This is a genomic window from Phenylobacterium sp., from assembly GCF_030697925.1.
In the GTDB taxonomy this organism is placed as follows: Bacteria; Pseudomonadota; Alphaproteobacteria; order Caulobacterales; family Caulobacteraceae; genus Phenylobacterium.
The window spans coordinates 47,838-59,010 of record NZ_JAUYOJ010000200.1; the positions used below are offsets into that span (position 1 = coordinate 47,838).

14 protein-coding genes are annotated in these 11,173 nt (G+C 68.9%); 5 read left to right on the forward strand and 9 right to left on the reverse strand.

The window, feature by feature from the left end; genetic code table 11:
- The first annotated feature begins 40 nt into the window (after window positions 1-40).
- Complete coding sequence (locus tag Q8Q88_RS19290) at window positions 41-382, forward strand: hypothetical protein (protein WP_305676808.1); 342 nt, start codon at window positions 41-43, stop codon at window positions 380-382.
- 18 nt (window positions 383-400) lie between these two features.
- Here the strand turns inward: Q8Q88_RS19290 and Q8Q88_RS19295 are convergent, their stop codons facing one another.
- Window positions 401-1,366, reverse strand: a complete 966-nt coding sequence (locus Q8Q88_RS19295) for an alpha/beta fold hydrolase (RefSeq protein WP_305676809.1) — start codon at window positions 1,364-1,366, stop codon at window positions 401-403.
- Between the two features lie 91 nt (window positions 1,367-1,457).
- Between Q8Q88_RS19295 and Q8Q88_RS19300 the strand changes: the two genes are divergently transcribed.
- Both Q8Q88_RS19300 and Q8Q88_RS19305 read left to right on the forward strand, forming a co-directional pair.
- Window positions 1,458-2,222, forward strand: a complete 765-nt coding sequence (locus tag Q8Q88_RS19300; protein WP_305676810.1) for an SDR family oxidoreductase — start codon at window positions 1,458-1,460, stop codon at window positions 2,220-2,222.
- The gene (locus tag Q8Q88_RS19305; RefSeq protein WP_305676811.1) at window positions 2,222-2,680 is read left to right on the forward strand and encodes a GNAT family N-acetyltransferase; all 459 of its coding nucleotides are present in this window, start codon (window positions 2,222-2,224) and stop codon (window positions 2,678-2,680) included. Before Q8Q88_RS19300 ends, Q8Q88_RS19305 begins: the two co-directional genes overlap by 1 nt.
- Here the strand turns inward: Q8Q88_RS19305 and Q8Q88_RS19310 are convergent.
- Window positions 2,677-3,345: an O-methyltransferase gene (locus tag Q8Q88_RS19310; protein WP_305676812.1), complete on the reverse strand. Its 669-nt coding sequence runs from the start codon at window positions 3,343-3,345 to the stop codon at window positions 2,677-2,679. The genes Q8Q88_RS19305 and Q8Q88_RS19310 overlap by 4 nt on opposite strands.
- Window positions 3,342-4,100 (reverse strand): VOC family protein, encoded by a 759-nt coding sequence (locus Q8Q88_RS19315; protein WP_305676813.1) that lies wholly within the window; start codon window positions 4,098-4,100, stop codon window positions 3,342-3,344. The genes Q8Q88_RS19310 and Q8Q88_RS19315 overlap by 4 nt, the downstream gene beginning before the upstream one ends.
- 82 nt (window positions 4,101-4,182) lie before the next feature.
- Between Q8Q88_RS19315 and Q8Q88_RS19320 the strand changes: the two genes are divergently transcribed.
- Complete coding sequence (locus tag Q8Q88_RS19320; protein ID WP_305676814.1) at window positions 4,183-4,938, forward strand: helix-turn-helix transcriptional regulator; 756 nt, start codon at window positions 4,183-4,185, stop codon at window positions 4,936-4,938.
- On the opposite strand, the gene Q8Q88_RS19325 is transcribed toward Q8Q88_RS19320, so the two are convergent.
- On the reverse strand, window positions 4,935-5,648 hold the full coding sequence (locus tag Q8Q88_RS19325) for a hypothetical protein (protein WP_305676815.1): 714 nt from the start codon (window positions 5,646-5,648) through the stop codon (window positions 4,935-4,937). The two genes, Q8Q88_RS19320 and Q8Q88_RS19325, sit on opposite strands and share 4 nt — an antisense overlap.
- Before the next feature lie 90 nt (window positions 5,649-5,738).
- A complete protein-coding gene (locus Q8Q88_RS19330; RefSeq protein WP_305676816.1) occupies window positions 5,739-6,908 on the reverse strand; it encodes an aminotransferase in 1,170 nt (389 codons plus the stop codon).
- Between the two features lie 40 nt (window positions 6,909-6,948).
- Between Q8Q88_RS19330 and Q8Q88_RS19335 the strand changes: the two genes are divergently transcribed.
- Window positions 6,949-7,404, forward strand: a complete 456-nt coding sequence (locus Q8Q88_RS19335) for a GNAT family N-acetyltransferase (RefSeq protein ID WP_305676817.1) — start codon at window positions 6,949-6,951, stop codon at window positions 7,402-7,404.
- A gap of 67 nt (window positions 7,405-7,471) precedes the next feature.
- Here the strand turns inward: Q8Q88_RS19335 and rpiB are convergent, their stop codons facing one another.
- The 4 genes from rpiB to Q8Q88_RS19355 all read right to left on the reverse strand — a co-directional run.
- Window positions 7,472-7,921, reverse strand: coding sequence for a ribose 5-phosphate isomerase B (rpiB, locus tag Q8Q88_RS19340; RefSeq protein WP_305676818.1), 450 nt, complete (start codon window positions 7,919-7,921; stop codon window positions 7,472-7,474).
- A 31-nt stretch (window positions 7,922-7,952) separates the two neighbouring features.
- Window positions 7,953-8,318: a response regulator gene (locus tag Q8Q88_RS19345; RefSeq protein ID WP_305676819.1), complete on the reverse strand. Its 366-nt coding sequence runs from the start codon at window positions 8,316-8,318 to the stop codon at window positions 7,953-7,955.
- Window positions 8,318-9,625, reverse strand: a complete 1,308-nt coding sequence (locus Q8Q88_RS19350; RefSeq protein ID WP_305676820.1) for a sensor histidine kinase — start codon at window positions 9,623-9,625, stop codon at window positions 8,318-8,320. Before Q8Q88_RS19350 ends, Q8Q88_RS19345 begins: the two co-directional genes overlap by 1 nt.
- Before the next feature lie 3 nt (window positions 9,626-9,628).
- Window positions 9,629-11,173: GTP-binding protein (locus tag Q8Q88_RS19355; protein WP_305676821.1), on the reverse strand; the 1,545-nt coding region annotated here is incomplete at its 5' end.

Here is an 11,173-nt window from a genome sequence, read left to right on the forward strand (position 1 = left end):
ATGGTCCGCGCCGCGGGAGGGGGCGGCCAGGGAGGTCCCCATGTTCATCATCACGCGTCGCATCGAAAACCTGCGCTCGACGGCCGAGGCCGCCAAGCGCGCCGAAGCCGGCCTCGTGCCGCTTCTGCAGTCGGCCACCGGCTTCAAGGGCTACCACATCGTGGACGCTGGCGACGGGGTCGGCCTATCGGTCACCATGTTCGAGACCCGCGAGGACGCCGAGCGCGTCAAGGATCGGGCCATCAGCTGGGTCGAGGAGAACCTGTCGGATCTCTTCACCGGCGAGCCGCAGGTCACCGCCGGCGAGGTGATCTTCTCCGCCCGGCCCGAGGCCACGACCGGCAAGGCGGCGGGCGCCGAGCCCGAGGTCCGGCCGCACTAGGCGCGGCGGCGGGCGGCCTCAGAGCGAGGCCAGCCAGGGCAGCAGGCGGGCGTTGACCTCGGCGGGGCGTTCCTGCTGGGTCCAGTGGCCGCAGCCGGGCAGGACGTCGGCGCCGCGCAGATCGGTCATCTCGGCTTTCATCATGGCCACCAGGTCGCCGCGTCCCAGCATGCTGAGCACCAGGTCGCGCTCGCCGCCGACGAACAGCGACGGCTGCTCGATCTTTCGGCCCTCGAACTGGGACAGGTACTCGAAGTCGCGCTGGTGGTTTCGATAGCGGTTGATCGGGCCGCGGAAGCCGGAGCCTTCGAACTCGGCCACGTAGTAGTCGAGGTCGGCGTCGGTCAGCCAGGCGGGGAACGGGTCGGGATCGACCAGGCCTTCCAGCAGGCTCTGGCCGTGGACCTTGTCGGTGGGCCAGGTCCCGTCGGGGGCGTCGCCGCTGATGGCGTAGTAGAACTTACGCAGGCCGTCGCGCGGATCGGCTTCCAGCTCCGCCTCGGCCGGGCCGACGTTCTGGAACCAGGCCTGGTAGAAGAACTTGCCGCGGCTGGTGAACACCGTGTCGATCAGGTCGGAGAACGGCCGCTTGGGCACGCCCAGATAGGGCACCGACAGACCGGCCACCGCGCGCACACGGTCCGGACGGATGAGCGCGGTGTTCCAGACGATGGGCGCGCCCCAGTCGTGGCCGACCAGCACGGCGGGGGCGTCGGGGCTGAGCTGCTCGATCACCCCGGCCACGTCGGCGACCAGGTGCTCCATGTCATAGGCTTCGATGGGATGGGGCCGCGACGAGCCGCCATAGCCGCGCACGTCGATGGCGCAGGCGGTGAAGCCGGCCGCCGCGACGGGCCCCATCTGGTGGCGCCAGCTGTACCAGCTCTCCGGAAAGCCGTGGACCATCAGGACCAGCGGCCCCTCGCCCTCGATCGCCGCGCGCAGGGTGACCTCGGGCAGCTCGATCTCGCGGAAGTCCGGCATGGAAATCGCTCCCAGCCCGGGCTTGACCCAACGTCGCCCGGCGCCGCAAATGGCGGCCATAAAATCAAACACATGTTTGGAAGGAAGCGCCATGGGTGAATTGTTCGACCTGACCGGCAAGGTCGCCGTGATCACGGGGTCCTCGCGCGGGATCGGCAAGGCGATCGCCGAGCGCATGGCCGAGCATGGCGCCAAGGTGACGATCTCCTCGCGCAAGGCCGGGCCTTGCGAAGAGGTCGCCGCGGCGATCAACGCCAAGCATCCGGGCGCGGCTATCGCCGTGCCAGCCAACATCTCCTCGAAGGAAGACCTTCAGCGGCTGGTCGACGAGACCAAGAAGGCTTTCGGCCAGGTCGACATCCTGGTCTGCAACGCCGCCTCGAACCCCTATTACGGCCCGATGAGCGGCATCAGCGACGACCAGTTCCGCAAGATCCTCGAGAACAACGTCATCGCCAACAACTGGCTGATCAACATGGTCGCCCCGGAGATGCAGGCGCGGAAGGACGGGGCGATCGTGATCATCTCGTCGATCGGCGGCCTGCGCGGCACCCCGGTGATCGGCGCCTACGCCATCTCCAAGGCGGCCGACATGCAACTGGCGCGCAACCTCGCCCAGGAGCTTTCGCCCCACAACATCCGCGTCAATTGCATCGCGCCGGGCCTGGTGAAGACCGATTTCGCCAAGGCCCTGTGGGATACTCCGGCCGGCGAGGCGCGCGCCTCCACCGGCACGCCGCTGCGCCGGCTCGGAGAGCCCGACGACATCGCCGGCGGGGCTGTGTTCCTGGCTTCGAAGGCCGGTTCCTGGATGACCGGCCAGACCATCGTCATCGACGGCGGTTCGACGTCCTGATGGGGCATGGCGGGGAGAGTGGCTTCCGGTTCTCGCCCGCCGCCGCCTCCGACCTGGAGCAGCTGGTCGAACTTCGGATCGCGGCCATGCGCGAGAGCCTGGAACGGATCGGCCGGTTCGATCCTGTGCGCGCCCGGCGGCGGATGGTCGAGCAGTTTCGGCCTGAGCACACCCGGTTGATCTGGCGCGGCGAAGCCCTGGCCGGCTGCGTGGCCTTCGGCCCGGACGGTCCGGGCTGGCTCCGGCTTGAGCACTTCTACATCCATCCGGACCGCCAGGGGGCGGGCCTGGGGGCGGAGGTCCTCTCGGCCCTGCTGGCGGAGAGCGACGCCCAGGCGCTGGCGGTCAGGCTGACCGTCCTGCGGGAGAGCGCGGCCAACCGCTTCTATGCGCGCCACGGGTTCACTGAGACCGGCCGCGACGAGGTGGACATCTTCTATGAGCGCCCGCCGGCCTAGACCTTCACCACCAGTTCCAGCCCGCCAGTATAGGGCAGGGTGAGGCTCTTCAGGCCGTTCTTCGGATCCTCCACGAACTCGAAGAAGTGCCGGTAGGCGTGGCGGAACTGGGCGGTATTGTCAGCCACCACCATCGCGCCGGAGCGCAGGTGCGGGGCGACCAGTTCCAGGGCAGGACGGGCCATCTCGGTCCAGATGTCCATCAGCACGAAGTCGACCGGCCCCTCGATCACCTTGAGGGTTTCACGCAGATCGCCCTCGCGCAGGTCGATGAGGTCGCTTAAGCCCGCCGCCGCGAAATTGGCCCGCGCCTTGGCGGCCTTGGCGGCTTCGTACTCCGTGCCGATCACCACGCCGCCGCCATTGGCCCGGACGGCGTCGGCCAGGTAGAGGGTCGAGACCCCGAAAGAGGTCCCAATCTCCACCACCCGGCGGGCCCGAAGCGACCGGCAGAGCAGCCAGCAGAACTCGGCCTTTTCCGGCTCCAGGGCCACCATCTTGTCGGCCATGAAGCGGTTGGCGTCGGCGTCCAGGCCGTCCCAGCTCAGGTCGCCCTTCTCGGCCCGCTCGCCGAAATAGCGGAAGGTCTCGGCCTCCTGCGCCACGCTTTGCGCCTGCAGGGCGTCGATTCGCGCCTGAAGGGCCGTGTCCGTAAGCACGCTCATTGGTCGTTCCGTTCGTACTGCATGGCGGCGAAGAGGTTGGCTTCGCTGTCCTGGAAGAAGATGTGATGGCCGACGCCGACGATGTGGAAGGGCGCCGAGAGCACCGCGCCGCCGGCCGCCGGGATGCCGGCCGCGGCGGCCTCGATGTCCGGGACGCCGAAGCTGACGGCCAGGCCAGGCAGGGTTCGGCCCTCGACCTGGTGGCGGGCCTGGAGCGCGCCGCCGATACCGGCGCCGTGAAGCTGGAAGAAGTCCGGCGGCCCCCAGGGCGTGAAGGTCCAGCCGAAGACCCGCTCGTAGAAGGCCCTCGCGCGGCCAACATCGTCGGCGTTGATCGAGACGTGGCGGAGTTGAGCCACGCCGGGCATGGCGGGCGCACCCTCCGGGGTGGCGTCGCGCTCGTATTGCATGACGCCGGCGACATTGCCTTCGGTGTCCTGGAAGAAGGCCAGGTGGCCGACGGTCTCGATGTGGAAGAGCGGCATGATGACCTTGCCGCCGGCCGCCTCGATCGCCGCCGTCATCGCCTCGACATCCTCGACGCCGAAGGTGAGCTCGACGCTGGGCATGACATGGCCGGCAATGTCGCGGCGGCCCTGCAGGGCGCCGACGAAGCCCGGACCGGCGCTGCGGGTCTGGTAGAAACCCGGCGGCCCCCAGGGGGTGAAGGTCCAGCCGAACGCGTTCTCGTAGAAGGCCCTGGCGCGGGGCACGTCGTCGGCGTTGATCGCAAAGTGCCGCAGGGTGGCGGTCATGGCCTGCTCCTTGGATGGCGAGGCCAGCCTAGGCGGTTCCCGCAGCGGCGTGCTTGCGATAGTCTGACGACAAATGTCGCCCATGCGCCAAAATGCCCGCGATCCCGACGGCTTTCCGGTTCGCGGTCTCGCCGTGACCTATCGCGACGGCCACCGGCTGGATCGCCACACCCATCCCTGGGGTCAGCTCGTCTACGCCGCCAGCGGGGTGATGTCGGTGGCCACGCCGCAGGCCGCCTGGCTGGTGCCGCCGACCCGGGCGATCTGGGTGCCGGGCGGCACGCCGCACGAGATCAGAATGCGCGGAACCGTGGCCATGCGGACCCTCTACCTGGCCCCGACCGGCGCCGATGAGCGGCTGGCGGCATGCCGCGCCCTGGAGGTCGCGCCTCTGCTGCGCGAACTGATCCTGCACATCGTCCGCATCGGCATGCTGCGGGTCGGCGATCCGGCGCACGACCGGCTGGAGGGGCTGCTGCTGGACCTGCTGGCGGCCGGCGAGACCGCGCCCCTGGTCCTGCCCTTGCCCACCGACCCTCGCGCCCGGGGCTTTGCCGAGCGCCTGCTGGCCGAGCCGGAGGCGACCACGCCCCTCGCTGACCTGGCGCGCGGCGCGGGGGCCAGCGTGCGGACCCTGCAGCGGTTGTTCCTGGCCCAGACCGGTCTCTCGCCCGAGGCCTGGCGCGGCCGGGTGCGCATGCAGCAGGCGGTGGTGTCGCTGAGCGCCGGGGTCCCGGTGACCCAGGCGGCGCTCGACTGCGGCTATGACAGCGTCTCGGCCTTCATCGCCGCCTTCAAGCGGGCGTTTGGAACCACGCCCGGCCGCTATCGACCCTAGTAACGGTCGTACGGATCGCGCGGCGGGGCGTCGTGGCGATCACGGTCGTCATAGGCCCGATAGGAGTCGTGATGTTCTCGCCGCGGCTCGAGGCAGCAGCGCGAACGGTCGCTATAGGCGTTGTAGCGCGCGCCGCCGTAGGTCGTCGTGGAGGAGGAGTAGCTGGAGCGGTACTCGTAGCTCGAGTTCGGGGTCACCCGGCGCTCGTAATAGGTGGCCGGCGCGCGCTCGTACTCGCGACGATAGTCCTGGCGGTCGTCGTCGCCCGCGTCGTAGCCGCGATCGTCACCGTAGCCCGAGCCGTACTGGTGATCGTCATAGGCCGGCGGCGGCGCCTCGTCCTGGTAGCTTTGATAGGCCGGGTGGTTCCAATAGGCGGCGGTTTCGCAGGCCGCCGAGGCAGCTCCGGCCTTGGCTCCGATGATTGTCCCGGCGAGCGCGCCGAGGGCCGCGCCTTCGGCGACGACGCCGGCCGCGGCCACCGCCCCGCCCGCGAAGCCTCCGGCCACCAGGCCAAACAGGCCCCAGCCCAGGGCGCGGTTGCCGGCGGTGCGCCGGCAGGGGTCGGCCGAGCCGTAGCGGGCGCTGTCGTAGGCGGGCGCCGGCGCCGGGCCGTAGCGCTCATAGCTCTGCGCCTGGGCCACGCCGCCGGCGAACACGGTCGCCACGGTCACGGCGGCCAGCACCGCATGTTTCTGACGGAGCTTCATCGATCGTCCTTCAACACCCACACAGATCCTGCCCACAGCATAGGCCCGGTCAAAGAGCGCGTGAAACGCAGACAACCTGCGAGATAGATTTTAACCCTCTGCGCGCGCCAGGTCCCGCGCTCGGGCCAGGCGCTCGATCCCAGCGTCGAGGGTGGCGTCGGCCTTGGCCAGGCACAGGCGCAGGATGGAGGTCACCGGGTCCCGCTCATAGAGCGCCGAGACCGGGATGGCCGCCACCCCCGCCTGGGTCACCGCCCGCAGGCAGAAGGCGCGGTCGGGCTCGGCGACCCCAGAGGCCGGCAGGTCCACATTGAGGAAATAGGTCCCCTGGGTCGGCAGGCTGACAAACCCCTCCCGCGCCAGGCCCTCCGCCAGCCGGTCACGGGATCGCGCCAGCTCGATCGGCATCTGGGCGAACCAGTCGACGCTGTTGTCCAGACCCCAGGCCACCGCCGCCTGCAGGTTGGGCGGGGTGGTGAAGGTCAGGAACTGGTGGGCGCGGGCCAGCGAGTGGGTGAGCGCCGGCGCGGCGCACAGGAAGCCCACCTTCCAGCCGGTCAGGCCGAACATCTTGCCGGCCGAGCCGATCTTCACGCAGCGCTCGCGCATGCCCGGGAAGGCGATGAGCGGCCGGTGCTTGGCGGGTGCGAACACCACCTGCTCCCAGACCTCGTCGCAGATGGCGGTGACGTCATGGGCGACGCAGAACTGCGCCAGCAGGGCCAGGTCCTCTTCCGGCAGCACCAGGCCGGCCGGGTTGATCGGATTGTTCAACACCACGAACCGGGTCTTCTCGGTGAAGGCGGCCTCCAGCATCGCGCGGTCGAAGCGCCAGTGCGGCGGCGACAATGTCACCAGCTTGGGCGTGCCGCCGGCCCGGCGGATCAGCGGCAGATAGGCGTCGTAGAGCGGCTGGAAGGTCACCACCTCGTCGCCGGGCTCGATCAGCGACAGGAAGGTCGCCGCCAGGGCCTCGGTGGCCCCGGAGGTGATGGTGATCTCGCTCGCCCAGTCGAGGTCCAGGCCCTGGGTGCGGGCATAGTGTCGGGCGACGGCCTCGCGCAGCTCGGGCAGGCCGGCCATGGGCGGGTACTGATTGTAGCCGTGCATCACCGCCTCGGCGGCCTTGGCGCGGATCGCTTCCGGGCCGGGATCGTCGGGGAAGCCCTGGCCGAGATTGACCGCGCCGTGCTGGCGCGCGAGCCCGGACATCTCCTCGAAGATGGTGGTGGGCAGGTTTGCGAAGACCGGATTCGCCATTCGCCTTGCCTAGCACAGCTTCCGCTCCAATATCGAAGCCATGGAGATCGTCGATTTCGAACCCCGGCACGCCGAGGCCTGGCGCACGCTGAACGAGGCGTGGATCGGCAAGTATTTCACCATCGAGCCCAAGGACCGCGAGGTCCTGGACGATCCCACGGGCAAGATCATCGCCAAGGGCGGCCACGTCTTTATGGCCGAGCAGGCCGGCGAGATCGTCGGCTGTGTCGGCCTAATCGCCATGGCCGACGGCGGTTTCGAGGTGGCCAAGATGACGGTGACCGAAGCCGCTCGCGGCACGGGCCTGGGCAGGATGCTGATGCAGACCTGCATCGACAAGGCCCGCGAACGCGCCGCGCCCAGGCTCTATCTGGAAACCAATTCCAGCCTGGGGCCGGCGCTCGGCCTCTACCGGTCCATGGGCTTCGTCGATCTGCCGCCGACGGACACCCCCTATGCGCGGGCGGACGTCTTCATGGAGCTGGTGTTGGGATAGCGGAGGCTCCTCCGCCGGGAGCGCTGTCAGCGAAGATATCCTCCCAAGGCGGAAGCAAAGGACGGCGCTACCTCTCCAGCGCCCCGATCATCTCCACCCGCGTGGCATGCCGGCCGCCTTCGAACTGGGCGGTCAGGAACGCATCCACGATATCGAGCGCCAGCCCCTCGCCCACCACGCGCGCGCCAATCGACAGCATGTTGGCGTCGTTGTGCTGGCGGATCATGCGGGCCGAAAATGTGTCGCCGCAGACGCCGCAGCGGATGCCCTTCACCTTGTTCGCGGCCATCATGATGCCCTGGCCGGTGCCGCATAGGACGACGCCAAACCGGCAATCGCCGGAGGCGACGAGCCGCGCCGCCGCTTCGCCGTGTTCGGGATAGTGAGTGCTCTCCGCCGTCGTCGGTCCGATGTCGACCGCCACCCAACCCCGCGCCGCGATATGAGCGGCGATGGCCAGCCGGAGCGGGATGGCGGTGTGGTCGCTGGAGAGGACGATGCGGTCGCCGGCGGTCATGGAGAGGTCGTCGCCTTCCGGGCCAATTGCCCTAGTGCTGCGTAACGCCGCGCAGGGCGTCGCCCAGGGTGCGGCGGGTCACCGGCTTGCCCAGGAAGCCGACCGGATTGATCCCGGCCATCTGAACGCGGAAGTCTTCGGTGATTGAACCGGAGACGAACAGCGAGCGCACGCCCAGCAGGTCGTAGAGCTTTTGAGCAAGCTTGCCGCCGTCGGTGTTCTTGGCCAGCCGGATGTCCACCAGGGCGACGTCCGGACGGTCGCCCTCGGCCAGTTCATAGGCGGTGCAGGCGTCGGCGGCCTCGGCCACCACCAGGTGGCCCATGTCTTCGAGCAAGCTGACGATATCGAGCGCGATCAGGGCGTCGTCCTCAACCACCATGATACGCATGGTCATTACGGGCTCCTCGGGAAGATCACGGCGAAGGCGGCGCCGGCTTCCGGTTGTTCGACTACAAGGCGCCCACCCAGTTGCCTAGCGAGGGCCTCGACGGCCCTCATCCCCAAGCTTTTTTTGGATTGCGACGTGAAGCCCTTGGGAAGGCCCACACCGTCGTCGGACACGCTTAAGCGATAGTCCTGGCCGTCGGTTCCGAAGCCGACGTGAATGCGGCATTCCCTATCTGCTGGGCATCCATACTTCAAGGCGTTGGTGACCAGCTCATTAAGGATGAGGGCCAGCGGCACCGCCTGCCTCAGGTCCAGGACATGGGCCTCGACCTCCGTGGTCAGTTGCACGTCGTCGCGGCCAAGGGAGTCCACCAGGTCGTGGGCCAGGGCCTTGGCGTAATGGCCGGCGTCGAAGGCGCCGACCTGACCCCCGGACTTGTAGAGCTGCTCGTGGACTCGCCCGACAGCCATGATCCGGTCCAAGGTCTTCTCCAGGGCCTCGCGGGTCGCGCCGTCTGAGACCGAGCGGGACTGCAGGCGCACCACGCTGGCGATCTGCTGCAGCGAGTTCTTGACCCGGTGGTTGACCTCGTCGAGCAGCAGCGAGCGGTCGGCCAGAAGGGCGCGCAGCCGCTCGGCGGTGTCGGCCTCGACCTCGCGATCCAGGCTGAGCTCGCGCTGGGATCTCACGAACAGGAAGGTCAGGGCCAGGGCGAAGCCCGCCAGCAGCGTGATGAGCGCGCTGCGAATGACCGTGGCTTGGCGTGCGCGCTGGGCTAGCAGCTGCGCCTCCTCGGCCTCCAACTCGGTGGCGATACGGCGAACGGCCGCCATCGCCGCCACGCCCTCGCCTTGGCGGACGGTGCGGATGGCGGCCACCGCATCGCCTGACCGGCGCTGGGCCATGGTCTCGTCGACCACGGCCAGCCGCTTGGCCATCAGGCCGCGCAGCGCGATGATCCGGGTCTGCTGTTCGGGATTGTCGGCGGTGAGGATGTCGACGGCGTCGAGTTCGGCCTCGGCGCGCTGGCGCCCGTCCTCGACACGTTCGACGAAGCTACGATCGCCGGTCAGCACGTAGCCGCGCTGCGCGGACTCCACGTCGGTGAGGGCCTGGAGCACGTCGGCGATACCGTTGCGCACCTCGTGGGTGTGGGCCACCAGGCGGGCGCTGTGGTCGTACCAGACGAAGACGCCGCCCACGCTGGCGAAGGCCAGGAACAGGGCGGCGACCGTGATGGCGAGCAGGCGGAAGGCCCGCTCGCGCGCGGCTTGACGATGGGACCCCGAGACTTCAGCCGGATCCCGCGTCACGCCCTACTCTTCCTTGGCGCGACGCTTGCGGAAGGAGGGATTCAGCACCTGCTTGCGCAGGCGGATCGACTTCGGCGTCACCTCGACCAGCTCGTCTTCCTCGATATAGGCGATGGCCTGTTCGAGGGTCAGCCGGCGCGGCGGGGTGAGGCGCACCGCCTCGTCCTTGCCGGAGGCGCGGACGTTGGTGAGCTGCTTGGCCTTCATCGGATTGACGTCGAGATCGTCGGCCCGGCTGTTCTCGCCGATGATCATGCCCTGGTAGGTCTTCTCGCCGGCGCCGACGAACATGAAACCGCGGTCTTCCAGGTTCCACAGCGCGAAGGCGGCGGTTTCTCCGTCGGAGTTCGAGACCAGCACGCCCTTGCGGCCGGCGTCGATGGCGCCCTTGTAGGGCTCGTAGTGGCTGAACACGCGGTTCAGCACACCCGAGCCGCGGGTATCGGTGAGGAACTCGCCCTGGTATCCGATCAGCGAGCGCGATGGCGACATCAGGCTGATGCGGGTCTTGCCCGCGCCCGATGGGCCCATATCCTTCAGCTCGGCCTTCCGGGCCGACAGCTTCTCGATGACGATGCCGCTGAACTCGTCGTCGACGTCGATCATCACGTCCTCGATGGGCTCCAGGCGCGCGCCGGTCTCCGGATCGGTCTGGAAGACCACGCGCGGACGGCTGATGGAGAGTTCGAAGCCTTCGCGGCGCATGCCTTCGATCAGCACGCCCAGCTGCAGTTCGCCGCGGCCGGCCACCTCATAGGCGTCCTTGTCCGGGGTCTCGGTCACGCGGATGGCGACGTTGGACTGGGCTTCCTTCAGCAGGCGGTCGCGGATCACGCGGCTCTGCACCTTGTCGCCTTCGCGGCCGGCCAGCGGGCTGTCGTTCACCGAGACCGTCATGGAGATGGTCGGCGGGTCGATCGGCTGGGCGGGCAGGGCCTGGGTGACGTCCATGGCGCATAGGGTGTCGGCCACGGTGGCCTTGCTGAGGCCCGCGATGGCCACGATGTCGCCGGCCTCGGCGTCCTCGATCGGCTGGCGCTTGAGGCCGCGGAAGGCCAGCACCTTGGTGATGCGACCGCGCTCGACTTCCTTGCCGTCGATGCCGAGGGCGTGGATCGCCAGGCCCGGGGTGGCCTTGCCGCTCTCGATGCGGCCGGTCAGCAGGCGGCCCAGGAACGGGTCGTTCTCGATCAGCACCGAGAGGATCTGGAAGGGACCGTCCTTCTGCGCGACAGCCTTGGGCTCGGGCACGTGCCGGACAATCATGTCGAACAGCGGGGCCAGGTTGTCGTTCGGCTTGGCCATGTCCAGCGTCGCCCAGCCGTTCTTGCCGGACGCATAGATGTGCGGGAAGTCGAGCTGCTCGTCCGTCGCGCCCATGGCGGCGAAGAGGTCGAACGCGTCGTTCAGCACCCGGTCGGGATCGGCGTGGGCCCGGTCGACCTTGTTGAGGCAGAGGATCGGCCTCAGGCCCATCTTCAGCGCCTTGCCCAGCACGAACTTGGTCTGGGGCATGACGCCCTCTTCGGCGTCCACCAGCAGGACGCA